Origin of the sequence: Streptomyces sp. DG1A-41 (assembly GCF_037055355.1) — a bacterium.
In the GTDB taxonomy this organism is placed as follows: domain Bacteria; phylum Actinomycetota; class Actinomycetes; order Streptomycetales; family Streptomycetaceae; genus Streptomyces.
The window spans coordinates 8,470,309-8,493,465 of record NZ_CP146350.1; the positions used below are offsets into that span (position 1 = coordinate 8,470,309).

Annotated in this window: 21 protein-coding genes, 2 pseudogenes and 1 riboswitch; of the genes and pseudogenes, 8 read left to right on the forward strand and 15 right to left on the reverse strand. The window is 73.1% G+C overall.

Features of this window, described 5'->3' with window-relative positions; genetic code table 11:
- Positions 1-76 precede the first annotated feature (76 nt).
- Positions 77-1,213, forward strand: coding sequence for an amidinotransferase (locus tag V8690_RS39165; RefSeq protein ID WP_338784769.1), 1,137 nt, complete (start codon positions 77-79; stop codon positions 1,211-1,213).
- Here the strand turns inward: V8690_RS39165 and V8690_RS39170 are convergent.
- On the reverse strand, positions 1,201-1,821 hold the full coding sequence (locus tag V8690_RS39170; protein WP_338784770.1) for a TetR family transcriptional regulator C-terminal domain-containing protein: 621 nt from the start codon (positions 1,819-1,821) through the stop codon (positions 1,201-1,203). The two genes, V8690_RS39165 and V8690_RS39170, sit on opposite strands and share 13 nt — an antisense overlap.
- A gap of 88 nt (positions 1,822-1,909) precedes the next feature.
- On the opposite strand from V8690_RS39170, the gene V8690_RS39175 reads away from it, so the two are divergent.
- A complete protein-coding gene (locus V8690_RS39175) occupies positions 1,910-3,067 on the forward strand; it encodes an FAD-dependent monooxygenase (protein WP_338784771.1) in 1,158 nt (385 codons plus the stop codon).
- 56 nt (positions 3,068-3,123) lie between these two features.
- Here V8690_RS39175 and V8690_RS39180 read toward each other — a convergent pair whose 3' ends face one another.
- From V8690_RS39180 to V8690_RS39225, 10 genes and pseudogenes are all read right to left on the reverse strand, one after another.
- Positions 3,124-3,978, reverse strand: coding sequence for an ATP-binding cassette domain-containing protein (locus V8690_RS39180; protein WP_338784772.1), 855 nt, complete (start codon positions 3,976-3,978; stop codon positions 3,124-3,126).
- A complete protein-coding gene (gene cbiQ / locus V8690_RS39185; protein WP_338784773.1) occupies positions 3,975-4,724 on the reverse strand; it encodes a cobalt ECF transporter T component CbiQ in 750 nt (249 codons plus the stop codon). The genes V8690_RS39180 and cbiQ overlap by 4 nt, the downstream gene beginning before the upstream one ends.
- Positions 4,725-4,729: 5 nt before the next feature.
- Positions 4,730-5,098, reverse strand: a complete 369-nt coding sequence (locus V8690_RS39190) for an energy-coupling factor ABC transporter substrate-binding protein (protein ID WP_338784774.1) — start codon at positions 5,096-5,098, stop codon at positions 4,730-4,732.
- Complete coding sequence (locus tag V8690_RS39195) at positions 5,095-5,796, reverse strand: energy-coupling factor ABC transporter permease (protein WP_338784775.1); 702 nt, start codon at positions 5,794-5,796, stop codon at positions 5,095-5,097. The genes V8690_RS39190 and V8690_RS39195 overlap by 4 nt, the downstream gene beginning before the upstream one ends.
- A 29-nt stretch (positions 5,797-5,825) precedes the next feature.
- A riboswitch (cobalamin riboswitch) is annotated at positions 5,826-6,033 on the reverse strand.
- A 68-nt stretch (positions 6,034-6,101) separates the two neighbouring features.
- Positions 6,102-7,487 (reverse strand): serine/threonine-protein kinase, encoded by a 1,386-nt coding sequence (locus V8690_RS39200; protein WP_338784776.1) that lies wholly within the window; start codon positions 7,485-7,487, stop codon positions 6,102-6,104.
- Positions 7,488-7,712: 225 nt separating this feature from the next.
- A complete protein-coding gene (locus tag V8690_RS39205; RefSeq protein WP_338784777.1) occupies positions 7,713-9,047 on the reverse strand; it encodes an MFS transporter in 1,335 nt (444 codons plus the stop codon).
- Complete coding sequence (locus V8690_RS39210) at positions 9,044-10,948, reverse strand: ABC transporter permease subunit (RefSeq protein ID WP_338784778.1); 1,905 nt, start codon at positions 10,946-10,948, stop codon at positions 9,044-9,046. The genes V8690_RS39205 and V8690_RS39210 overlap by 4 nt, the downstream gene beginning before the upstream one ends.
- Positions 10,949-10,959: 11 nt before the next feature.
- On the reverse strand, positions 10,960-11,496 hold the full coding sequence (locus tag V8690_RS39215; protein ID WP_338784779.1) for a GNAT family N-acetyltransferase: 537 nt from the start codon (positions 11,494-11,496) through the stop codon (positions 10,960-10,962).
- Positions 11,497-11,527: 31 nt separating this feature from the next.
- Positions 11,528-11,864, reverse strand: a pseudogene (locus V8690_RS39220) (nuclear transport factor 2 family protein); the annotation flags it as partial.
- Positions 11,865-12,676: 812 nt separating this feature from the next.
- Positions 12,677-13,474 (reverse strand): VOC family protein, encoded by a 798-nt coding sequence (locus tag V8690_RS39225; RefSeq protein ID WP_338784780.1) that lies wholly within the window; start codon positions 13,472-13,474, stop codon positions 12,677-12,679.
- 190 nt (positions 13,475-13,664) lie between these two features.
- On the opposite strand from V8690_RS39225, the gene V8690_RS39230 reads away from it, so the two are divergent.
- Entirely contained in the window at positions 13,665-14,510 is an 846-nt protein-coding gene (locus tag V8690_RS39230; protein WP_338785624.1) for a methyltransferase domain-containing protein, read from the forward strand.
- A 21-nt stretch (positions 14,511-14,531) separates the two neighbouring features.
- Here the strand turns inward: V8690_RS39230 and V8690_RS39235 are convergent, their stop codons facing one another.
- Positions 14,532-15,329, reverse strand: coding sequence for an SDR family oxidoreductase (locus V8690_RS39235; RefSeq protein ID WP_338784781.1), 798 nt, complete (start codon positions 15,327-15,329; stop codon positions 14,532-14,534).
- 99 nt (positions 15,330-15,428) lie between these two features.
- Here V8690_RS39235 and V8690_RS39240 point away from each other — a divergent pair, with 99 nt between their 5' ends.
- The 3 genes from V8690_RS39240 (at position 15,429) to V8690_RS39250 (ending at position 17,577) form a co-directional block, all read left to right on the forward strand.
- A complete protein-coding gene (locus V8690_RS39240; protein ID WP_338785625.1) occupies positions 15,429-15,905 on the forward strand; it encodes a DUF4396 domain-containing protein in 477 nt (158 codons plus the stop codon).
- Between the two features lie 126 nt (positions 15,906-16,031).
- Positions 16,032-16,712: a hypothetical protein gene (locus tag V8690_RS39245; protein WP_338784782.1), complete on the forward strand. Its 681-nt coding sequence runs from the start codon at positions 16,032-16,034 to the stop codon at positions 16,710-16,712.
- A 232-nt stretch (positions 16,713-16,944) separates the two neighbouring features.
- Positions 16,945-17,577, forward strand: coding sequence for a sigma-70 family RNA polymerase sigma factor (locus V8690_RS39250; RefSeq protein WP_338784783.1), 633 nt, complete (start codon positions 16,945-16,947; stop codon positions 17,575-17,577).
- A gap of 62 nt (positions 17,578-17,639) precedes the next feature.
- On the opposite strand, the pseudogene V8690_RS39255 reads toward V8690_RS39250, so the two are convergent.
- The 3 genes and pseudogenes from V8690_RS39255 to V8690_RS39265 all read right to left on the reverse strand — a co-directional run.
- Positions 17,640-18,574 (reverse strand): annotated as a pseudogene (locus V8690_RS39255) (type III PLP-dependent enzyme); the annotation flags it as partial.
- Between the two features lie 183 nt (positions 18,575-18,757).
- Positions 18,758-20,044 carry a cytochrome P450 gene (locus V8690_RS39260; protein WP_338784784.1) on the reverse strand — a complete coding sequence of 429 codons (1,287 nt, stop codon included), beginning with the start codon at positions 20,042-20,044 and terminating at the stop codon, positions 18,758-18,760.
- A gap of 29 nt (positions 20,045-20,073) precedes the next feature.
- Entirely contained in the window at positions 20,074-21,423 is a 1,350-nt protein-coding gene (locus V8690_RS39265) for a glutamine synthetase family protein (protein ID WP_338784785.1), read from the reverse strand.
- Between the two features lie 339 nt (positions 21,424-21,762).
- Between V8690_RS39265 and V8690_RS39270 the strand changes: the two genes are divergently transcribed.
- Together V8690_RS39270 and V8690_RS39275 are read left to right on the forward strand one after the other, a co-directional pair.
- Positions 21,763-21,951, forward strand: a complete 189-nt coding sequence (locus V8690_RS39270; RefSeq protein WP_338784786.1) for a ferredoxin — start codon at positions 21,763-21,765, stop codon at positions 21,949-21,951.
- Between the two features lies 1 nt (position 21,952).
- Positions 21,953-23,149, forward strand: a complete 1,197-nt coding sequence (locus tag V8690_RS39275; protein WP_338784787.1) for an FAD/NAD(P)-binding oxidoreductase — start codon at positions 21,953-21,955, stop codon at positions 23,147-23,149.
- Positions 23,150-23,157 lie beyond the last annotated feature (8 nt).

The following is a 23,157-nucleotide window of genomic DNA, read 5'->3' on the forward strand; positions in this document are numbered from 1 at the left end:
CCGTGTCGGCGCGCCACGTTGAGTAACCTGGTAAATCCGGTGCATCACCGAAACCTGCGACCCGAAGGTGGTGAGCATGGCCCTCACGGGGAGGTCCGGGACACCGGCCGCGACCGACGAGGCCGCGGAGCGCCTCGTCGCGCCGGTCAACTCGCACACCGAGTGGGACCCGCTGGAGGAGATCATCGTCGGGCGTCTCGAGGGAGCGGCGATCCCCTCCGACCACCCGGTGGTGAGCTGCAACGTACCGCCCTGGGCCGGGCGGTTGCAGGGCCTTGCCGCCGGCTTCCGCTATCCGCGCCTGCTCGTCGAGCAGGCCCAGCAGGAGATCGACGGGTTCGTCGCCCTGCTGGAGTCCCTCGGCGTCACGGTCAGGCGGCCGGACGCGGTCGACCACCGGCGCCGCTTCGGCACCCCGGACTGGACCTCGCGGGGCTTCTGCAACACCTGTCCGCGGGACAGCATGCTCGTGATCGGCGACGAGATCATCGAAACCCCGATGGCCTGGCCGTGCCGGTACTTCGAGACCCACTCCTACCGCCCGCTCCTCAAGGACTACTTCCGGCGCGGCGCGCGCTGGACGGCGGCACCCAGGCCGCAGCTCACGGACGAACTGTTCGATCCGGACTTTCGGGTCCCGAAGGACGGCGAGCCCATGCGGTACATCCTCACCGAGTTCGAGCCCGTCTTCGACGCGGCGGACTTCGTCCGGGCCGGACGGGACCTGTTCGTCACGCGCAGCAACGTCACCAACCGGATGGGCATCGACTGGCTGCGCCGCCATCTCGGGCCGGAGTACCGCATCCACGAGATCGAGAGCCGCTGCCGCACGCCCATGCACATCGACACGACGTTCGTCCTGCTCGCGCCAGGAAAGGTGCTGATCAACCCCGAATACATCGACGTCGACCGGCTGCCGGGCGTCCTGAGCTCCTGGGACGTCCTGATCGCCCCCGAGCCCGACCCGATCGACGAGGTTCTGCTCAAGGTCACGTCGCTGTGCGGCAAGTGGCTCAGCATGAACGTCCTCATGATCGACGAGCGGCGTGTGATCGCGGAGCGGCACCACACCGGCATGCTGCGCGCCCTGGAGAAGTGGGGCTTCGAGCCGATCCCGTGCGACCTGCTCCACTACGCGCCGTTCGGTGGCTCGTTCCACTGCGCGACGCTCGACATCCGGCGTCGCGGCACGCTCCAGTCCTACGTCGACTGACCGACGTCACCCCGCCGCCTCCCGCCGCGGGCGGTGCCGGCGGGTGCGGGCTCTCGGAGCGCCGCCACCACCAGTCCGCGGATCTCCTGGTCCGACACGGATCCGCCCCCCACCAGGCGGTCGAAGACCAATCCGTCCACACAGGTCAGCAGCGTGACCGTGCGGTCCTCGGCGTCCGATACGCCCTGCGCGGCCAGGAAGTCGCGTACGGCTCGCCGCGCCGTGTTCTGGCGCGGCACCAGGATCTCCCGCAGTTCGGGATGGTGCACACTCTCGATGGCGCACGCGAAGCGCGCGAGGGAGCGTCGCCGTCCGTCCCCCGTGAGCCGCTGCTGGACGAAGGCGGCGATCCCGGCCACCAGTTCCTCGGCATTCCGCGGCACCGGCGTCCGGTCCCCGATCGCCTGGAGTTCTGCCTGGTCGAGGGCGACAAGGCGCCGGACCAGTGCGGTGAGCAGTGCCTGGCGGGTGCGGTAGTAGGCGGACGTGGTGCCGGCCGGCAGGTTCGCCGCCCGGTCCACCGCGCGATGGGTCAGTCCCCGGATGCCGGCCTCGGCGAGCACGCCGATGGCCGCGTCGGCGAGGACGGTACGTCGGTCTGTGGCCATCCCCCTTTTCTACACCTGTAGAGACTCGGGGTACGCTGTTTCTACATTTGTAGAAGGATCGTGGCGGGGTGGACGAGAGAGGGCCGATATGGCTGGCAGCGCGGTGGTGGTGGGCGGAGGCATCGGCGGGCTGGCCGCCGCACTCGGTCTGCGCCTGATCGGCTGGGAGGTGACGGTGGTCGAACGCGCCCCCGTCCTGGCCGATGCGGGCGCGGGCATCTCCCTGCACGCCAACGGCATCCGTGCCCTGGACGTCCTCGGCGTCGGCGAGGCGGTGCGCGCTGCCGCGCGGCCCCAGTACACCGGGGGCACCCGTGTCCCCGGCGGCCGCTGGCTGGCCCGGATGGACGGGACCGCCCTCGAGCGCGAGCTGGGCACGCCGATCCTCGGCATCCCGCGTGCCGTCCTGCATCACCTGCTGCGCGCGGCGCTGCCGGCCGAGTGCCTGGTGGTCGGGGACGAGGTGACGTCCGTCGACCGCTCCGACCCCGGCCGGGTACGGATACCGCTCGGGAACACCGTCCTGGACGCGGATCTGGTCGTGGCCGCCGACGGAGTCGGCAGCCGGCTGCGCGCCCGGCTGTTCCCTCAGCACCCCGGCCCGGCCTACAGCGGGTCCACCGTGTCGCGCGCCCTCACCGAGCGCCCGGTGGAGCTGGACACCGACTTCGAACTGACCTGGGGGAGGGGCGCCGAGTTCGGACACATCGCGTTCGCCGACGGTCGGGCCGAGTGGCACGCGGTGCTCAACTCGCCACCCGGGATACGGCATACGGACACGCTCGCCGAACTGCGCCGACGGTTCGGCACCTGGCACGATCCGGTCCCCGCGCTGCTGGCCGCGACCCGCTCCGACGCCGTCCTGCACCACGACATCCACGAACTGGTGACGCCCTTGCCCGCCTTCACCGCGGGCCGGATCGCGCTGCTCGGTGACGCGGCCCACGCCATGACCCCGAACCTCGGCCAGGGCGCCTGCCAGGCACTGGAGGACGCGGCCGTACTGGCCGCCGCACTCGCCACCGAGCCAAGCGTCGCAGTGGCGCTGGCCCGCTACGACGCCGAGCGCCGCCCGCGCAGCCAGTCCGTCGCACGCGTCGCCCGCCAGGCCGGCCGGATGGGGCAGCAACTGACGCACCCGCTGGCCGTCGCCGTGCGGAACACCGCTCTCCGGCTGGCCCCCTCCCGCGCGACCGTCCGCACCATCCTGCGGCACGCCGACTGGACACCGCCGGGCCTGGGCTGACGGCACCGCACCCACTCCACGGCGGGTCCGACTCCGGTGACGAAGAGGGTCGGCCTTCAGCCGCCGGACGCCCCGAGCCGTCCGGTCGCGAGGGCGGCGAGTTCGGCAGGCGTACGAGGCCCCGGCTCCGCACCGGTCAACCACCCCTGCGCGCGCAGGAGTTCCGCCGCGGCGGCACCCCACGGCAGCCGCAGTCCCGCCTCCCGGAGGAGATCGGTGCGGGCCAGTGCCTCGGGGGCGGGCCCGGTGCGGACTCCGGACGGGGTGAGGAGCGCCGCGTCGTCGGCCCAGCGCAGGGCGAGGTCGACGTCGTGAGTGGCCATCACCACCGTGGTGCCTGCCGCACGGAGTCCGTCGAGCGTGGTGAGGAGCCGTTCCTGGCCGTCGGGGTCGAGTCCGGCCGTCGGCTCGTCGAGGACGAGGACACGGGGCCGCATGGCGACCGCGCCCGCGATGGCGGTGCGTTTGCGCTGCCCGTAGGAGAGCAGATGGGTGGGCCGGTCGGCCAGGGCGGTGATGTCCAGGGCGGCGAGCGCCTCCGCCACCCGCGCCCGCACCTGCGTGTCGTCCAGGCCGAGGTTCAGCGGCCCGAACGACACGTCCTGCTCGACGGACGCCGCGAAGAGCTGGTCGTCCGGGTCCTGCACCACCAGCTGGACGGTCGTGCGCAGCCGGGTCAGGCCCTTGCGGTCGTACGTCACCGGCTGCCCGACGACCGTCAACCGGCCCGCGTCCGGTTTCAGTCCGCCGCTGAGGAGCCGCATCAGCGTGGTCTTGCCGCTGCCGTTGCGGCCGAGCAGCGCGAGCGCGCGCCCCTCGCGGATCTCGAAGTCGAGGCCGCTGAGCACGGCCGGGCCGTCCTCGTAGGCGAAGGACGCGCCCCGCAGGGCGACGAGGGCGGGCTCGTTCATGTCAGCGGCCTTTCCAGTACGAAGGTGAGGACGGCCAGCGCCGCGAGGAGCGCGCAACTGGCGGCCGTGAAGCGGACGGAGACGCGGGCCTCGGGCACCAGGACGCGCAGGGTGCCGTCGTAGCCGCGCCCGGCGAGACCGGCCTGGAGGCGGACCGCCCGGTCGAAGGCGCGGACGAACGCGGTGGCCGCGAGACCGCCCAGCGAACGCCAGGCGGCGGCCCGCGTGGTGTGCCCGAGCCGGGCGGCCTGCGCGTCACGGACCCGGCGCACGGAGTCCAGCAGCAGGAAGCTCATGCGGTACGTCACGAGCGCGACGTCGACGACCGGCGCGGGCACCCCCGCCCGGACCAGCCGCGGCAACAGGTCGGACATGGGCGTGGTGAACGCGAACAGCAGCACCCCCAGGGAGGCCGCCGAGGTGCGCAGCAGCAACTCCCCGGCCCGGAGCGGCCCGTCACCGGCCAGGGACACGAAGCCCTCCGGCCCGCCGACCTGCACGAGCAGCGTCAGAGCGCCGGTCACGCAGAAACCCAACGGCACCCGGTAGGCCCGCCACAGCCGGTGCCAGGGCACGCCCGCCGGGCCCAGCAGCACCACCAGGGAGGTCAGCAGCACCAGGGCAGCGCCCGGCCAGGGCGGCAGCGAGATCGCCAGCAGGGTCAGCCCCAGCCCGAGCACGGCCTTGTCCACGGGATGACGGCGGCGCCAGCGACTGCTGTGCGCCGCCGCGTCGATCGGCAGCACGCGGCTCAGGCCCTTTCGGCCGTGGACTCCTCGGCGGTGCCGGCCGCCGGGCTCTCGCTGTCCCGCTCCCGCGCCCGCCGCTCACCCTGCCGCCGGCCCCGGTGCAGGCCGAAGTAGTAGGCGAGGACGCCGGCGCCCAGGGCCGCCTGGAGGGAGAACAGCGCCGACTCGATCTCGCCGGACGGCGGTTCGTACAGGGGCGAGAACCAGGGCTCGTAGTCCGGCTCGATCTCGGTGATCGCGGTCTCCGCCTCGCCGTCGGCGCCCGTGAACGGCTCCTCCTTGTGGTCGCCGAGACCCAGCGCCAGCGGTAGCACGGCGAGCGCGGCCACGGCGAGCAGCAGCAGGACGTTGATCTTCGTGTTCCTGCTCATCGGGCCACCGCCTCGGTCTCGCTCGGGGACTGCTTCTTGGCGAGGAGCACACCCAGCCGGGTCAGTTCGCCCTTGCTGGACTGCACCAGCAGTCGCATCACGAGCACCGTCAGCAGCCCCTCGCTCACCGCGAGCGGGATCTGGGTGACGGCGAAGATGGAGCCGAACTTGCCGAGCGCACCCAGGAACCCGCTGCCCGGGTCGGGGAACGCGAGCGCCAGTTGCACGCTGGTGACGCAGTAGGTGGACAGGTCGGCGACGAACGCCGCGAAGAACACGGCGACCATCAGCGGCACGTCGTACCGCCGCAGCAGCCGGTACACCGCGTATCCCGCCCAGGGCCCGACGATCGCCATGGAGAAGACGTTGGCGCCGAGCGTGGTCAGACCGCCGTGCGCGAGCAGCAGTGCCTGGAAGAGCAGGGTGATGGTGCCCAGCACCGCCATGACGGGCGGCCGGAACAGGATGGCTCCCAGGCCCGTGCCGGTGGGGTGGGAGCAGCTGCCGGTGACGGACGGCAGTTTCAGAGCGGACAGGACGAACGTGAAGGCGCCGGAGGCGCCGAGGAGCAGGGTGCTCTCGGGGTGCTCGCGCACCTCACGGGTGAGCGACCGGACTCCGTGGACGACGAACGGCGCAGACGCGACACCCCAGGCGACCGCGTGCGCCGGAGGCAGGAAACCCTCGGCAATGTGCATGGCTCAGCAGACCCTCTCCAGCACCTCGTGGATGGTTGACGCGCCTTGGCCGGTCTCCTGGCTCACGGGTCCCACCGCCCGTGCTCCGCCTTCCCGGGTCCGTGAGGACCCAGTGGCTGCCCGTGAGGGCTGGAGCCGGACTTCCCGATCACAGTGGCGAGGGCCGCACCGGCATCACACCGGATTTCCCGTTCACCAAGGCGTGGTGACAGTAATGCCGAGATAAGGGCCATGACAAGCCAGCCGAGGGGGCGCGCGAGGGGGCGCGTGAAGGGGCGACCGCTCGCACACCGGGGCGGGACGACTCAGTCGTCGGCCTCGTCGCCCTCGTCCTCCCCGTTCTCCCCGGACCGCGGAGGCTGTTCCTGCTTGGGCTTGTCCGCCTTCTCCGGTGGGCTGCTGCTCGCCTCCGGCGTCGGGCTCGTAGAGCTGGGCGTCGGTTCGGCGAGGGTCGGGGTGTCGGGTGCCGTGGGGGAGGGGGTGACATCGGCCACTGTGCCGGCGGCTGGAGTCGTGGCGGTCGCCGGGGCGGACGCGAGGTGGCCGGTGGAGTCGGGGGACGAGGTGGCGGCCGGGCTGCTCGCGGACGGGGACGCGTCGGGCTCCGTGCCCTCCGTCGCGGTGTCGTCGGGCGAGAACCACAGCATGCCGGCGAGCGTCGCGGCGAGGAAGAGCGCCGCCGCGGCCACCGCCGCGGCCGTTCTCCGGTGGTCGCCGAGGCCGTTGCGGGGTGCGGCGCGACGTGAACGCCCGCCCGGGGCGGTGCGGGACCCCGTGGGCAGCGCGTGCGTGGCCGTGCTGCCGGTGTCGGTCGCCGCGTAGGGTCCCGGCCCGGAGGACGGCACCGGAGACGCCGCCTCCGGCAGCGGCTCGGGCAGCCCCCGCCAGGCGCCGCCGGCGAACCACTCGGCGGCCTGCCGCGCCGTGGGCCGGTCATCGGGCTGCTTGGCGAGCAGGGCGAGGAGGTAACTCTCGAAGGCCGGCGGCAGACCGGCGACACCGAGGTCGCGGGGCGGTACGGGGGCGTTGTCGAGATGCTGGTGGAGGAGTGCGACGGCGGTGTCGGCCTGGAACGGCGGTCGGCCGCTGAGGAGCTGGTAGAGCACGCACCCCAGGGAGTACATGTCGGAGGCGGGACCCGCGGGCAGGCCCAGGGCGCGCTCGGGCGCGAGGTAGAGGCCGGTGCCGACGATCTGGCCGGTGGCGGTGAGCGCGGCGCCCGGGTCGTCGAGGAAGCGCGCGATGCCGAAGTCGCCGATCTTCAGCGTGCCGCCCGCGTCCAGCAGGAGGTTGGCGGGTTTGACGTCCCGGTGCACGATGCCCTGCTCGTGCGCGGCGGCGAGTCCGGCGGCGGCCTGCGCGGCGAGTTCCGCCACGCGCTCGGCCGGGAGCGCGCCGGAGACGGACAGCACCCGGGCGAGGCTGTCGCCCTCGACCAGCTCCATCACCAGGTACAGCCGGTGGTCGTACTCGCCGAAGTCCAGGACCCCGACCACGTTGGGATGGTTCAGACGCCCGGCCGTCTGGGCCTCCAGGCGGAACCGGGAGGCCGCCGTCGCGTCCGTGTCCTGAGGCAGCAGCAGCTTGACGGCCACCGCTCTGGCGAGCGTCTCGTCGTACGCACGCCAGACCTCTCCCATTCCGCCGCGCCCGATCTCAACATCCAGCCGGTAGCGGCCCGCTAGCAGCACTCGTCCTCGTCCTATGCTCGTGGGAAGGTCCTCGCCGCAGGCCGTAACTCCCCGCGTCCGAGCGAGGGTTGGTGGGGGTGCCGCAGCCGACCCAGGATACTGGCGCCGCGTGACCACCGTTCCCCGGTGCGGTGACGCGGGACGGTACGGCTCCGGAAATCGGGGGAGCGGAGAAGTCGCCCGCCGGCGTGATGCTGCGGCGCGCGTGGTTGCCGGGGCTTCGTCTCAGCGCCCGGGCGTGCTGTCAGGCCGCCGCGCCCGCTTCTCCCGGCGCGGCAGCAGCGCCACCGCCAGGGCGGGTATGGCCGCGAGGACCAGCCAGGGCACCGCGGCCGGGAGGTCCGTGTCGAGCAGGGAGCCGGTGGCCGCGCTGCCGGCGAGGACGATCAGGCCCGAGACGGACGACAGGGCGCCCATGTAGAGGCCGATCCGGCCCTCCGCGGCGAGGTCGGGCACCCAGGCGCGGGCGGCGGGCACGACCAGCATCTGCCCCACGGTGAGCAGCACGACGAAGCCCGCGGCCGGCAGCAGCCCGGCGGCACCCGTCCAGCCCGCGGGGCGCGCCGCGGCCACCACCGCGAAACCGGATGCGATCAGCAGCAGCCCGGCGGTCATGGAGCGGCGCAGGTCGAGCCGGTCGCCCACCCAGCGCGTCACGGGTAGTTGAGCGAACACCACCAGCACCGAGGACAGGGCGAACAGCCAGGACAGCGGAGCCTGGGAGCCCGCCGCGCGCTGTACCTCGTCCGGCAGGGCCAGATACAGCTGGTTGTAGGCCAGCAGGTACGTGCCGTACGCGCAGCACAGGGCCAGGAAACGGCGGTTGCGCAGCAGCACGCGCGCCCCGCCCCGCTCCCGGACGCGGACCCTGCCGGGGATGTGCTGCGGCATCAACCACAGGTGCCCGGCGAGGACGAGCACGAACACCGCGGCACCCGCGAGGCACACGGTGCGGAAGTCGACGGCGAGCAACAGCGCGCCGAGCAGCGGTCCGGCGAAGGCCCCGATCTGGCCCGCCACGCTGAACAGCGCCAGGACGCGGGTGCGCGAGCCGTGCCCGTCCTCCTCCCAGACCACGGCCTGGCGGGCCACCTCGGACTCCACGGCGGGCGAGAACAGCGCGGCGGCGAAACCGATCACCAGCACGGCGCCGATCACGGCCCAGCTCGCCGCCGCGTACCCGAGCCATGCGAACCCGGCGATCCGCAGCACGCAGCCGGCCAGTACGACCGGGCGTACGCCGTAGCGGTCGACGAGCGAGCCGCCGACCACGAACAGGCCCTGCTGGCTGAAGGTGCGCAGGCCGAGGACGAAGCCGACAAGCCAGCCCGCCATGCCGATCGCGGTGCCGAGGTGTTCGGCGAGGAACGGCAGCACGGCGTAGAAGCCGATGTTGAAGGCGAGCTGGGTGAGGATCAGCAGCCGCAGCAGCGGGGACAGCTCCTTCCAGAGCCGCCAGGTGCTCTCGCGCGGGGCCTCGGGCGTCCCGCCGTCGGGTGTCTCGTCGCCGGAGGTACGGGTGGCCCGGCGGGCCAGGACGTGGGATATGAGGCCTGTCATCGTTCTTCCGTCGGTGAGGGGGACACGGAGGTCAGGAGGGCGTCGGGGCGGTTCGCCTGCCGCCGCGGGGCCGGCACGACCCGGCCGCCGGGCGGCCCCGCCGGGCTGTCGGCCCTCCCACGGAGCCGGGGCAGTCGTACGCCGCCGGCGGCCGTCACCGCGAGCGCTCCCAGCAGGGCGAGTACGGCGGCCGGGAAGAGAGCGGCCCACGGGGCGCGCTCGGCGTACGGCTGGTTCTCGGCGAGCAGCAGGCCCCACTCCGGGGACGGCGGCTGTGCGCCCAGGCCGAGGAAGCCGAGCGCGGCGAGGCTCAGCGCGACGCCGGGCAGCCGGAGCAGGGCGTGCCGCGTCACCGGCGGCAGCACGGCGGGCAGCAGTTCGTGCCGGAGCAGGTACCAGCGTCCGGCGCCCAGGGCGCGGGTGGCGGCCAGGTGGGTGGTCGCCCGCTCCTGACGCAGCAGGGAGGACGTGTGGACGGCCAGCGGGGACCAGGCCACGAGACCGACGGCGAGGGCGGGCGTCCAGGGGTTGCTGCCCGTGACGCCGGTGACGAGGAGCCCGGCCATGACGGGCGGTACGGCACTGACGGTGTCGACCAGCGGCCCGGACAGCCGCGGCAGCAGCCCCAGCAGCAGCCCGGCGACCAGGGCGGCGGCACTCACCGCGAGTGCCGTGCCCAGGGTGTTCAGCGCGCCGTGGGCGACACGGGCGAGGACGTCCCGGCCCAGCGCGTCCGTCCCGAACGGGTGCGCCGGGGAGGGGGCTTGCAGCCGGGCGAGGGTGTCCAGGGCGAGCGCGTCGCGCGGCAGGCCGAGGCCGATGACCGCGGTGAGCAGCGCCCCGTACAGCAGGGGCAGGGCGCGGGGCGCGGGCGGGGCGGGCCGGTGCAGGGAGGACAGGGCGCCGTCGCGCAGCGCGGGCCCGATCAGCAGCCGGGCCGTCAGCCGGGCGAGGAGGCCGGCGGCGGCCGCGAGCAGGACGAGGGCGAGCGTGCCGGTCTGCAGGACGGGCAGGTCCTGGGCGAGAGCGGCGTGCAGGGTGAGCCGGCCCAGGCCGGGGATGTCGAAGATCTGCTCGACGGCGACCGATCCGCCGGTCAGACCGACCACGAACAGGCCCAGGTTCGGCAGCAGTCCGGGCACACAGCGGCGCACCGCCTGCCGCACCACGGACGTCGGCGGCACACCGCGTGCCGCGGCGGCCAGCGCCCACGGTTCGGCGAACGCGCCGGGCAGCAGGTCGTCCAGCAGCCGCCCGAGCACCGCGCCGGCGGGCAGGCCGAGGGCCAGCGAGGGCAGCACCATCCACTGCGGCCCGTACCAGCCCAGGGCCGGCAGCCAGCCCAGCTGCACGCCGATCACCGAGGCGAGCACCGAGGCGACGAGGAACTCGGGCAGCGCGGCCAGCACCGCGGTCGCCGTGCCGCCGGCACCGCGCGTGCCGAGCCGGCCCCGCGAGCCGAGCCGGAGCGTCCGGGCGCACACGGCCGTCGCCGTGACCGCGGCGACGACAAGGGCGCCGGAGACCAGCAGCAACGACGCGCCGAGCGCCTGCGTGACGGAGGGCAGGACCTGGGCGCCCGAGACCCAGGACGTGCCCGCGTCCCCGTGCAGCAGCCCGCCCAGCCAGCGGCCCAGCAGGGCCGACGGGCCGTCGTCCAGCCCGAGTTGGTCGCGGATGGCGCGCAGCGTCTCGGGTGTCGGGTCACGGTCCGCCGAGCGCGCCTTGAGCACGGTCAGCGCCGGGTCGGTGCGCGACAGCCACGGCAGCAGGCCGATCGCGCCCACCAGGCCGGCCGTGAGCACGACCCGCCACAGCAGCGTCGGGCCGCCGCCGCGCGCGAGGACGCGCAGGGCGGCCAGGCCCTTGGTCAGGGGTGAGATCGAGGTGTTCAGCGTCATGCCCGTGTCGTTCAGGCGAAGGGGATCTCGAAGTGCACCGCGCCGCTGCCCCCGCCGGGCACTTCCTCCCGCTCGTCGCACACCACCTTGCCCAGCGTCCGCCACAGGCCCATCGCCCCGGGCGAGTGCGGATACGTGTGCAGATACACGGACCGGTAACCACCGTCGGCCCGCGCGAAGTCCAGCAGACCCTCCACCAGCCGCCGGGCCAGCCCCCGCCGCCGGTGCTCGGGACGCACGTACACCCGCCGGAGCTGTGCGGTCTCGCCCGACGGGAAGCGCTCGGCCAGCCAGCGCGGGTTCGGCGGATGCGCCGGGCCGCGCGCGTCCAGTGCCGCCGTGGCCGCCACCGTCCCGTCCCGCTCGTCCACGGCGACCAGGAGCGTGTGCCGCGGCGGTACGACGTAGAACGGCGCGGGATCGATGATGTCGGCGTGCCAGCGCGGCACGTATCCCGTCCCGAAGTCGCGGTACACCGCGTCCAGCATCACCACCCGAGCCCCGTCGAGATCCTCCGCCGTGGCTTCCCTGATGATGTAGTCGCGCATTTGCGCATCATATGCAAGAGGATTTTGCGGCTCAGTCGGGGGTTGCCGGTGTGATGTGGCTCAGCACGCACAGCCAGCGGCCGTCCCGCTTCACGAACACGTCGGTCGTCCACTCGTCGGCGTCGTACCGCTCGCCCCGGAAATGGGCCGTGTTCGTCACGCGCCCGGTGACCAGGGCCGTGTCGCCGTAGACGCGGACCCTGGGGCGGGTCCTCAGGTCCATCGCCGAGTGGGTGAGGTCCCCGGACTCGACGAGGGAGAGGAACTTCTCCTTCGGGTCGATCCCCGACTCGGAGACGATCCCACTCGTCCGCCATGAAGCGCGCGCTCCGGGCGGGGTCTTCGGCGACGATCGCGGCGGCCCGGTCCGTCGCCAATCGACGAACGCGAGGACGTCCGCCGAGTCGCCGCCGGATTCCTGAGCCGCCGCGTCGGGACTGTCGTTCACAGCGCGACCGTAGCGCGTCAAGGCCGTGCGGCCCGGAGTTCAGCAGTCCGGGTGACGCCGCGCGTTCCGGGCGCGGCACTGGGAAAGGGATGCGGTCGTCGTTGCCCGGCGTCCGCCCGTCCGACCGAAGACGATCGCCCGTGTCCCTCACCGCCCCCGCGCAGTCCGCCGTCGCCCGAAGCGGCACCGGCCCGGCTGTGTCCGGGGAGAGGAGGGCACGGTGACGGCCGAGCCGCCGTCCGGTCAGGAGTGCCTGATGAGCGTCGGCGATCACACCTACCACCTGGAGGACGTCCGCTGGCACGCACCGTCCGAGCACACCGTCGGGGGCGTGGCGTTCCCCGTGGAACAGCACCTGAAGTACGCGCGGACCGTCGGGGCCACGGACGCGACGGAGGCGGTTCCGGTGCCAAGGAGTACGCGGCGCTCGCCGTTTTCGTCCACCCGGGCGAGGCCAACGCCTCCCTGGACCGGCTGCTGGAGTCGGCCCGCCGGTGCGAGGACCCCTGGGACATCCGGTTGCAGGCCTCCGCCGCCGCGCTGGAGCACCACCGGGATCTCTTCTTCGAGGTCAACGCCCGTGAGGTGCAGTCGCTCGGCGACCGGCGCATCGCCGGTGACCGCCATCGCCGGTGGTGACCCACCGGCCGGGACGTACGCCGGCGCGAGGGTCTCGGCGGGCACGGCGATCTCCGGGTGGCCGCCCGCGTGAGCTGCCGGGCAGGACAGGGCTCAGCTCTCGGCGGGGGTGAGCACCACGAAGTCCGCGTTCGCCGGGTCGAGGCAGACCGCCAGCCGGCCGACGCCCTCCGCGTCCTCGGGCCCCATCTGCACGCTGCCGCCGTTCTCGGCGACCTGGGCCACCGCGGCGTCGCAGTCCTCCACGGCGAAGACCGGGTGCCAGTACGGCCGGCCGTTCGCCAGCGAGAGGTTCTCCTTGCCGAGCTCCATGAGGCCGCCGTGCATGCGCTCCTCGGGCTGTCCCTCGGGGGTGATGAGGGTGTACGTGCCCCCGCCGCCGGGCAGCGGCATGTCGCTGAACCGCCAGCCGAACAGGCCGCCGTAGAACTCCTTCGCGGCCGCCGCGTCGCTCGTGTACAGCTCGGTCCACGACAGCGAGCCCGGCTGGTCGACCAGATCGACGCCCTTGTTCGTCCCCGGCTGCCAGACGGCGAACTGGCCGCCCAGCGGGTCGCTGTACTGCGCCATCCGGCCCCAGCCGTCGAGATCCATCGGTGCCACCCGGACCGTGCCGCCCGCCTGCTGCACGGCTTCCGTCGTGGCGTCCGCGTCGGTGACGCTGAAGTAGAGCATCCAGGCCGAGCGCGCTCCCTCCTCCGTGAGCTTGCCGAGACCGGCGACGGTCTTGCCGTCCTTCCGGAACATGCCGCCCTCGAAGTCCTCACTCTCGCCCATGGACTCGTAGTCCCACCCGAGCACGGCGCCGTAGAAGGCCGCGGCGGCCCGGACGTCCGGAGTGCCGAGGTCGAGCCAGCAGGGGGAACCGGGGGCGAAGTCCGTGGTGATCATGGTGATGCTTCCCTTCCGCAGATTCGGTGTGCCCAGCGTGGCACCGGGCACTGACAATCGCCCCTCGGCCGCTGCCCGGCCGGCGGCTCAACGGCCGCCTGCCCCCGGCCGGTTGTCCGGCCGTGGAATCATCGAGGTCATCGCCCGGCCGGGTGATCGCGGAGCTCTTGTGGTGAGGGTGGTGGGCGGAGTGGTGGCCGGTTGGGAGTGGGACGACACGTTGTTCTCGGGGACCGCCGCCTACTACGAGCGGGGGCGGCTGCCGTACGCACCCGGGCTGGCGGACGCGCTCGCCGAGGAACTGCGGCCCGACGGGCAGGGGCGTCTCATCGATGTGGGCTGCGGGCCCGGGACCATCGCCCTGAGCCTCGCGCATCTGTTCGGCGAGATCGTCGGCGTGGACCCAGATCACGGGATGATCGCCGAAGCCGGACGCCGGGCCGCCGACCGGGGAGTGGTGAAGGCCCGGTGGGTGCGGGCCCGCGCCGAGGCTCTGCCCGCGGGGCTCGGCACGTTCGCCGTCGCCACCTTCGCGCAGTCCTTCCACTGGATGGACCAGGACCTGGTCGCGGCGACCGTCAGGGACATGCTCCAGCCGGGCGGCGCCCTGGTGCACATCACGGACCTGAAGACAAAACACCGCACCCTCGACGGCCAGCCGCACCCGGCCGTCCCCTACGCGGCGGTGGACGCACTGGTCAAGCGGTACCTGGGGCCCGTGCGGCGAGCGGGCCGCGGAGTGCTGCCGCAGGGCACACCGGGCGGAGAGGCCGAGGTGTTCGCCCGCGCGGGGTTCTCCGGCCCCCGGCGTCTCGTCGTCCCCGGCGGGCAGGCGCTGGAGCGGACCTTCGACGATGTCGTCGCCTGGGTGTTCTCCATGTCGTTCTCGGCACCGCATCTTTTCGAGGGACAGCGGGACGACTTCGAAGAGGACCTCCGCCGGCTGCTGCGGGAGGCGTCTCCGGCGGGCCGGTTCTCCGAACGTGGCCCGGGCACGGAGGTCTTCGTCTGGCGGAAGGACCCCTCCGGGCACTGAGCGGGCGGCGCCGGCGACGGGTCAGTGCACCGACATGCCGCCGTCGACGAAGACCGCCTGCCCGGTGATGTAGGCGGACGCCGGGCCCGCCAGGAAGACCGCAGCTCCCGCGAAGTCCCCGGCCAGTCCGTTCCGCCCGATCAGTGTGCGCGCGGCGAGGGCGGCCACCTTCTCCGGATCCGCCGACAGCCGCGCGTTGAGCGGCGTCATGACGAAGCCCGGCACCAGGACGTTGCAGGTGACGCCGTGCGGCGACCACGCCTCGGCCTGGGACCGTGCCAGCGACTCCAGGCCGCCCTTGGAGGCGCCGTAGGCACCGCTCTGGACGAACGCCCGGTGCGCCTGCTGCGAGCTGATGTGCAGGATCCGCCCGTAACCGCGCTCCGCCATGCCGGGGCCGAAGCGCTGGCCCAGCAGGAACGGCGCGTCCAGGTTGACGGCCATCGTGAGGTCCCAGACGTCCTCCGTGAGCTCGTCCATCGGCGGACGCACGTTGATCCCGGCGCTGTTGACGAGGATGTCGGGTTCCCCGAACGCCTCGACGGCCCGCTCGGCGGCCGTCCGCACGCCCTCGCGCGTGCTCAGGTCCGCGCTGACCCAGGCGGCGCGGCATCCCTCGGCCGTCAGCTCCTCGACCGTCGCGGTCAGCCCGGCCTCGCCGCGTGCCACGACCACCACGCTCGCCCCGGCGCGCGCGAGGGCACCGGTGATGGCGCGGCCGATGCCGGAACTGCCGCCCGTGACCACCGCGGTCCGGCCGTGCAGGGAGAACAATTCGGCGAGGTAGGCCTGTGTGGCGGGCGTGGCTGATGTCGTCATGACGAGCACTCTAGAACGGCACGTCGAAGCACCGCTCGCTCGTCGTGCCGCCTGTGGCGCTGATACCCCTGGGGGGTATATAGTCGAGTCATGGATCACATGGATCACTCCACTCATGACCACGAAGGGCGCCACCACGGGACGGCGACCTGGGGGACCGCCGTGAAGGCGACGCTGCACTGTCTGACCGGATGTGCGATCGGCGAGATCCTCGGCATGGTGATCGGCACCGCGCTGGAGTGGGACAACCTGCCCACGATGGTCCTGGCGATCGGGCTCGCGTTCCTCTTCGGCTACTCGTTCACCCTGTTCGCGGTCCTGCGGGCCGGCCTGGGCCTCAGGTCGGCGATCCGTATCGCCCTGGCCGCGGACACGGTCTCGATCACGGTGATGGAATTCGTGGACAACGCGATCATCGCCCTCACCCCCGGCGCGATGGACGCCCATCTGACGGACGGCCTGTTCTGGTCCGCGCTCCTGGGCGGCTTCGTGGTCGCCTTCCTGGTCACGGCCCCGATCAACAAGTGGATGATCGGCCGGGGCAAGGGTCATGCCGTCGTCCACGCCCACCACTGACTGACGGTCAGGAGCACGCGACGTTCGCGAGTGGTCTGGATCACATGGCGTGGATTGAGTGTCCGGCCCGGGCGATGTCCGTACCCATGGGTGACGGAGCGGGGCCGGATGCGAGGATGAGGCGCCATGACAGCTGGGTGGTGTGCTCGCGCGACACGGGCCGCGGTGTTCGCGGCCGTCTGTGTCGTGCTCGCCGCCCTGGGGCACGTCATGATGTCCGGCGACCATGTGCCCCTCACGACACTGCTCGCCGGCTGGGCCGTGACGGGAGTGGCGGGCTGGTGCCTGGCGGGCCGCGAACGTGGACTCCGGCTGGTCGTCGCCGTCGCCGTGGCCGTCCAGACGGCCCTGCACTCGGCGTTCTCGCTCACGCCGTCGGGCACATTGCGTGGCTCATCGGGTGGCGCGCCCTCCCCGCGCATGGACTCCATGGACATGGGGGCCGGCGGTATGGGGTCATGGGGGCATGCCATGGGGCCCACGGATCCCATGTCCATGTCGGCGCACATGGGGCACGCGGGACACGCCCCCGGCGGTGATTCGTCCCTCGGCATGCTCGCGGCTCACCTGCTCGCCGCCCTGCTGTGTGGCCTGTGGCTGGGGCACGGGGAGCGGGCCCTCTTCCGGCTCCTGCGTGCCGTGGGCGGCTGGCTGGCCGCGCCGCTGCGGCTCCTGTTCGCCCTGCCCGCGCCGCCGCCCCCGCCCGTGCGCGTACGGCGGTGGTCCTCGGACCGGGCGCCGCGCCTCCTCCTTCTCGTCCACGCGATCACCTCCAGAGGGCCACCCGTGAGGACCGCTGCCGTCTGACGGCAGCCGGTAAGCCCCGGGGCAGCCCCTGTGCGCCCCGGTGCCGGTCGTACGTCCGTACACCCCTGGGGGCCGTGTCTGTGGGCAGCCGTGCCCGCTCAGGCGCCAGGCGCGGTACGGGTACGGCCCCTCCCTCACTCACCGGACCGCGCGGCCACGCGCGCACGCCCGGCATCGCACACGCCCGCGTGCTGGCCCTCCCGTGGTCCCGGAATCCCGAGAAGGACATCAGGTGATCACTCCTGCCCTGCCCCTTTCGCACGAGAGAAGAGAGCCCCCGGCGTCGGCCGACGAGTCGATAACCGCCTGGGCGCTGGCCGCCCGAGGCGGTGACTCCGCCGCCGTCGACCACTTCGTGCGCGCCCTGCACCGCGACGTGATCCGCTACGTCGCGCACCTGTGCGCCGATCCGCAGTCCGTGGACGATCTGGCGCAGGACACCTTCCTGCGGGCGCTCGGCAGTCTGCACCGGTTCGAGGGCCGCTCCTCGGCGCGTGCCTGGCTGCTGGCGATCGCCCGGCGTGCGGTGGCCGACAGCCTCCGGTACACCGCCGTACGTCCCCGCCGGGCCGACCTGCCGGACTGGGAGCTGGCGGCCGAACTCGCCCAGCCGCGCGGCCTTCCCGGCTTCGACGACGGCGTGGCGCTGCTGGAGCTGCTGGCCTCACTGCCGGACGAGCGGCGCGAGGCGTTCGTGCTCACGCAGTTGCTCGGCCTGCCGTACGCCGAGGCCGCCGAGCTGAGCGACTGCCCGGTCGGCACCGTCCGCTCCCGGGTGGCCCGGGCCCGGGCCACCCTCATGGCCCTCCTCGCCGAGGCGGAGCACCCGGCGCCGGCCGCGTCACCCGCCCTGGCCGCGGCCTGACGTGTCCCGGCCCTCTGCGCCCGCCGGGTCCATCCGGCGGGCGCAGACCGCGTGCGAGCTGCTCAGGCAGCCGGGGTGTCGTCCGGCAGGAAGTGGAACCCGGGCCGGGGATGCATCAGGCAGTCGTGGTGCGAGATGTTCCACGCATAGGCACCCGCCAGCGAGAACACCACCCGGTCCCCGGCCCTGAGGGCCAGCACGTCCTTCGGTGTGCACAGCTGCCCCGCGAGGGTCACCCGGCCGCTTCCGCCGACGGCCGGGGCCAGGGGTGCGGCCAGGTGTCCACCGGCAGGACGGAGCAGGGCTGGTCGTGCCCCTTCGTCGCCGGAGTGCGCAGATGGTGGGTGCCGCCCCGCAGGACGGCGAACTCCTCGCCGTGGCTGTGCTTCACGTCCAGCACCTCCGTGGCGTACCAGCCGCAGTACGCGGTGAGCGCCCGCCCGTGCTCGATCCGCAGCGTCAGCTCCGGACGGGCCTCGGAGAGCCGGGCCAGGCCTCGCCGTAGGTGGCCCGGTCGAAGTGGCGCTCCGGGGCGGCGTGGTCGACGCTCATGCCGCCCCCGACGTTCACCTCCGCGATCGGCGCGCCGAGTCCCGTGGCCCAGCCGACCACGCTCCCCGCGACCGCCAGCAGCTCGGCCGCTTCCAGCCCGCTCGCCAAGTGGGCGTGCAGGCAGTTGGAGCTGTGGGTAGGTCCCGTCGGCGAGCGCCCGGAGCACCGGCTCGGCCCGGTCCGGGTCCACGCCGAACGGCGTCGACCGCCCGCCCATCGCCGGCGAGCTCCCCGCCAGTGAGCCGCCGGGCTCCGGCAGATTGACGCGCGGCAGCACCGTGATCCGCCGCCGGGGCACCACGCGGCGTGCCAGCTCGGCCAGGACGCGCAGCTCGTGCTCGCTCTCGACGTGGAACCGCCCGACGCCCAGCTCCGGCGCGGCCGTCACCTCGTCCGGCGTCTTGCCGGGCCCGCCGAAGGCCAGCGGCCGGCCCGGCACCGCCCTACCTGCGCCGCCGCGCCCAGCCCGCGCTCACGGTCTGGACCTCGGCGGAGGCGGCAGCCTGGGAACGGGGCACCCTGACCGTGCCCGGCTCCCGCGTCGACCACTGGCCGGACAGTGGGCACTACCTGCACGAGGAGCACGCCGAGCGGACGATCCGGCTGCTGCGCGACTGGGCGGGCCGCGTCAGGCCAACGTGACCTCGACCGGCAGCTTCTTGATGCCGTTGACGAAGTTGGAGCGCACCCGCGGCACGTCGCCCGCCAGGCGGATGTCCGCCAGGCGTGGGATCAGTTCCTCGAACATGATGCGGATCTCGGTGCGCGCGAGCAGGTTGCCCAGGCACAGATGGGGGCTGCCCTTGCCGAAGGTGACGTGGTCGTTGTCCGCGCGGGCGACGTCGAAGTCGTACGGGTTGCCGAAGACCTCCTCGTCGCGGTTGCCGGAGGCGAACCACATCACGACCTTGTCGCCCTCCCTGATCCGCTTGCCGCCCAGTTCGACGTCGCGCGTGGCGGTACGGCGGAAGTGGTAGACGGGGGAGGCCCAGCGCAGGAACTCCTCCACCGCGACCGGGATCAGGGAGGGGTCCTCCTGGAGGCGGGCCAGCTGTTCGGGGTGCTGGATGAGGGCCAGCATGGAGTGCGAGATGGTGTGGCGGGTCGTCTCGTTGCCGGCGACGACCAGGAGCAGGAAGTAGTTGTCGAAGTCCTGCGGGGAGAGCGGGACTCCGTCGCGGGGTGTGGTGTTGACCAGGCGGGAGACCAGGTCGGTGCCGTCGCCGCCGCGTCGCTGCCGCGCCAGTTCCCGTCCGTACTCGAAGACCTCCAGCGACGCGGGGGAGCGGAAGGGCAGGTCGCGGTACCGCTCGCTCTCCTCGCTGTGCAGCAGGACGTCCGCGTAGTCGGGATCGGTGTGGCCGATGATGCGGTTGCCCCAGTCGATGAGCTTCTGGTTGTCCTCCGGGGGGACGTCCAGCAGCCGGGCGAGGACGTTGATCGGGAAGTCCGCCGAGACGTCCGCCACGAAGTCGAGACGGCCCTTGGCGAGGGCGGCGTCGAGGGTCCGGGCGGTCAGGCCGCGCAGGAAGTCGGTGTAACCGCTGATCACGCTCGCGCCGAACTGCCGCTGGATCAGGCTGCGCAGCGCCCGGTGCCGGACCCCGTCCAGTTCGAGGATGGAGGCGCGTTTCTTGATCTGGTCGTCGTCGACCTCTTCCAGGTTGACGAATTTCGTGGAGGTGAAGGTCTCGGAGTCGCGGTCGACCCGGACGATGTCCCGGTGCCGGGTCACCGCCCAGAAACCGGAGTTGGGCGCCTCCTCGGGCTGCCAGTGCACCGGGTCCTCGTGGCGCAGGGTGTGGAACATCCGCCAGGGTGTGACGCCGTCCGTGAAGCGGTCCAGGTCGGCGAGGTTCACGTCGGCCAGGGGCAGCGGCTCGCGCACGGCGTCGGGCAGGGTCTCGGTCGTCATCGGCAGGCTCCTCGGCGTCACGGGCGGTGTCACAGGTGGTAGGCGTACTCGGTGAACTCCCAGTCGGTGACGTGCCGGTGGAAGCGTTCGACCTCGTCGCGCTTGTAGGAGAGGAAGGACGAGGTGAAGCCCTTGCCGAGCAGGTCGGTCAGGGCGGTGTCCGCCTCCAGCGCGTCCAGCGCTGCGGACAGGGTCTGCGGCAGGACGGCGGACCGGGCGGTGTCGTAGCCGTAGCCCTCCAGCGGCGCGGGCGGCTCCTCGCCGGCCAGGACGCCCAGCAGGGCGGCGGCCGTTGTCGCGGCGATCGCCAGATAGGGGTTGGCGCTCGCGTCGCCCAGCCGCAGTTCGAGCCGGGCGCCGGAGCCGCGCTCGGGCGGTATGCGCACCATGGCGCTGCGGTTGTCCAGCCCCCAGTCGATCAGCCAGGGCGCCAGGGTGTCCGGGCCGAAGCGTTTGTAGGAGTTGATCGTGGGGTTGAGCAGCGCGGCGAGGGCGGGCGCGTGGGCGAGGACACCGGCGACGGCGTGCCGGGCGGTCGCGGACAGGCCGTACGGGCCCGACGGGTCGTCGAAGGTGTTGCGGCCGTCCTCGTCGTCGCAGGACAGGTGGAGGTGGAAGCCGGAGCCGCCCGCGTCGTTGAAGGGCTTGGCCATGAAGGTGGCCAGGCGGCCCTCCTTGCGGGCCAGCTCCTTGATCGCGGCCTTGAAGCGGAAGGAGCGGTCCGCGGCCGAGACGGCGTCGGAGTGCGCCAGGTTGATCTCGATCTGGCCGCCGTCGAACTCGTGGTTGCCGCTGATGGCCCCGACCTTCAGATCGCGCACGTGGCGCAGGGTGCGCAGCAGGTGGTTGTCCGGGTCGGCCCGCAGGCCGGCGGTGTAGACGACCCCGGGGTCGGGAGCGTAGCGGCGCCAGCCGCCCGACGGGTCCGGGTCGCACAGGAAGTACTCGAGCTCGGGCCCGACGACGGGCCGCAGCCCGTGCTCGGCACACCGGGCGAGGATCGATCGCAGCAGGTCGCGGGGCGACTCGGGGGCCGGCGCGCCGGTCGCCGGGTCGACGACCTCCCCCAGACAGGCGGCCACCCCCGGCTCCCAGGGCAGCGGCACCAGCGTGTCGAGGTCCGGGCGGACACAGATGTCCGGCAGTCCCGCGTCCAGCCCGCCGCTGACCGGGACCACGTCGCCCTGCGGGCTGGTGTGGTAGACGGCCCGGCAGAACGCGAGACCGTGCTCACAGGCCCGGGGCAGCTCCTCCAGCAGCACGTCACGCGCCCGGTCGGTGCCGATGAGGTCGGGATAGGTCACCCGGACCACGTCGATGCCGTCGGCGGCGAGCCGCTCCATGTGGCGGCGGACTTCTGCAAGGTCGTGAGCGCTCACCGTTGTCTCCTCGGGCGGACGTCGGGACACCTCCGGGACCAGGGGCGGGGGAGGCGGGTGGCGTGAGGAACGAGCGGCCGGGCGCGGCGGAGCCAGGGACCGCCCGGGGGCTTTGTTTGACGCCAAACGTTAGGGGTGGGCGGGAGGTGCCGCAAGAGGGCGGGGCAAGAATTTATCCATCCGGATAGCTATTGACCAGACCACCGCCCCTGCCTACCTTGTTTGAAGCCAAACGAGTTCGGGGTGCGGTCTACCGCACCCCGTTGGCCGGGGCCCGGCCCTTTCCGGCCGGGCCCCTCTCATCCCGCTTCGACGCCCTCACATCCAGGAGGACCGGCCATGAAGGTCGTCGTCGACATGAACCAGTGCCAGGACCACGGCCAGTGCGTCTTCGCGGCCCCCGACGTCTTCCAAATGGACGACGACGGCCGCCTGGCCTACGTCCCCGACCCCGACGACGCCCTGCGCGACGAGGTCGAGGAGGCCGCGGACGTCTGCCCGCTCCAGGCCATCCGGATCGAGGACTGACATGCGCGGGCGCATCGTCGTCGCCGGCGCCTCCCTCGGCGGGCTCCGCGCTGCCGAGCAGCTGCGCGCCGCGGGCTGGACCGGCGGCATCACGGTGATCGGCGACGAGCCGCACCGGCCGTACAACCGGCCCCCGCTGTCCAAGGAGGTCCTCGCGGGCAAGGCGTCCTTCGCGTCGCTCGCCTTCACGCCGAAGGCGTCAGCGGCCGACGTGGAGTGGCGGCTGGGCACGAGGGTCACCGCGGTCCGGCTCGCCGAGCGGGCCGTCGAGATCCACGACGGCTCGGTGCTCTCCTATGACGGGCTAGTCGTCGCCACCGGGATGCGGCCCCGGCGGCTGCGCTGCCCCGGGCCGGTCGAGGGCCGTCACACGGTCCGGACGATCGACGACGCCCAGATCCTGCGGGGCGAGCTGACCCGGCCCGGGGTGCGGGTCGTCGTGGTCGGCGCCGGGTTCATCGGCTGCGAGGTCGCCGCGACGGCCGTCGGGCTCGGCGCGGCCGAGGTGACCGTCGTCGATCCGTTGCCGTTGCCGATGGTCGGGCCGCTCGGAGAGATGCTGGCGCGTGTGCTGCTCGCGCGGCACGAGGAGCGCGGGGTCTGCTTCGTGCTGGGGTCGGGCGTGACCGGATTCGAAGGGGACGACCGCGTCACCGGTGTCGTGCTGAGCGACGGGTCCGTGCTTCCCGCTGATGTGGTGGTGGAGTCCGTGGGCTCGGTCGCCAACACCGAGTGGCTGGACGGCAACGGGCTGGATCTGAGCGACGGGGCCCTCACCGATCGGCACCTGCGGGTCGGAGGCCGGCCGGAAGTCGTCGCGGTCGGCGATGTCGCCCGCTTCCCGAACGCCCGCTACGACGGTGTGCCGCGGCGGGTCGAGCACTGGTCCGTGCCGGCCGACTCGGCCAAGCACGCCGCGAAGGTGCTGGTCGGTGGGGACGCCGGCCTGGCGCCCTTCGCACCACTGCCCACTTTCTGGAGCGACCAGCACGACTTCCGGTTGCAGTCCTTCGGTGCGCCGGTCCTGGGGCTCGATGACATCCGGGTCCTCGACGGTGACCCCTCAGGGGACGTGCTGGTCGGTTACCACCGCGACGGACGGCTGGTCGGTGTCGTCGCGCTCGGCGGGCCCTCCGCTGCCCGTGCCGCCGCCCGGTACCGCGCCGACCTGCTGAAGCAGCCCGCTCTCACCGCGTAAGGAGCCCT

Bases quoted from the DNA above. Each gene is read 5' to 3' on its own strand.
- V8690_RS39165 (WP_338784769.1), top strand. From the start codon at position 77: ATGGCCCTCACGGGGAGGTCCGGGACACCGGCCGCGACCGACGAGGCC.
- V8690_RS39170 (WP_338784770.1), bottom strand. From the start codon at position 1,821: ATGGCCACAGACCGACGTACCGTCCTCGCCGACGCGGCCATCGGCGTG.
- V8690_RS39175 (WP_338784771.1), top strand. From the start codon at position 1,910: ATGGCTGGCAGCGCGGTGGTGGTGGGCGGAGGCATCGGCGGGCTGGCC.
- V8690_RS39180 (WP_338784772.1), bottom strand. From the start codon at position 3,978: ATGAACGAGCCCGCCCTCGTCGCCCTGCGGGGCGCGTCCTTCGCCTAC.
- V8690_RS39190 (WP_338784774.1), bottom strand. From the start codon at position 5,098: ATGAGCAGGAACACGAAGATCAACGTCCTGCTGCTGCTCGCCGTGGCC.
- V8690_RS39195 (WP_338784775.1), bottom strand. From the start codon at position 5,796: ATGCACATTGCCGAGGGTTTCCTGCCTCCGGCGCACGCGGTCGCCTGG.
- V8690_RS39205 (WP_338784777.1), bottom strand. From the start codon at position 9,047: ATGACAGGCCTCATATCCCACGTCCTGGCCCGCCGGGCCACCCGTACC.
- V8690_RS39210 (WP_338784778.1), bottom strand. From the start codon at position 10,948: ATGACGCTGAACACCTCGATCTCACCCCTGACCAAGGGCCTGGCCGCC.
- V8690_RS39215 (WP_338784779.1), bottom strand. From the start codon at position 11,496: ATGCGCGACTACATCATCAGGGAAGCCACGGCGGAGGATCTCGACGGG.
- V8690_RS39225 (WP_338784780.1), bottom strand. From the start codon at position 13,474: ATGATCACCACGGACTTCGCCCCCGGTTCCCCCTGCTGGCTCGACCTC.
- V8690_RS39235 (WP_338784781.1), bottom strand. From the start codon at position 15,329: ATGACGACATCAGCCACGCCCGCCACACAGGCCTACCTCGCCGAATTG.
- V8690_RS39240 (WP_338785625.1), top strand. From the start codon at position 15,429: ATGGATCACTCCACTCATGACCACGAAGGGCGCCACCACGGGACGGCG.
- V8690_RS39245 (WP_338784782.1), top strand. From the start codon at position 16,032: ATGACAGCTGGGTGGTGTGCTCGCGCGACACGGGCCGCGGTGTTCGCG.
- V8690_RS39260 (WP_338784784.1), bottom strand. From the start codon at position 20,044: ATGACGACCGAGACCCTGCCCGACGCCGTGCGCGAGCCGCTGCCCCTG.
- V8690_RS39270 (WP_338784786.1), top strand. From the start codon at position 21,763: ATGAAGGTCGTCGTCGACATGAACCAGTGCCAGGACCACGGCCAGTGC.
- V8690_RS39275 (WP_338784787.1), top strand. From the start codon at position 21,953: ATGCGCGGGCGCATCGTCGTCGCCGGCGCCTCCCTCGGCGGGCTCCGC.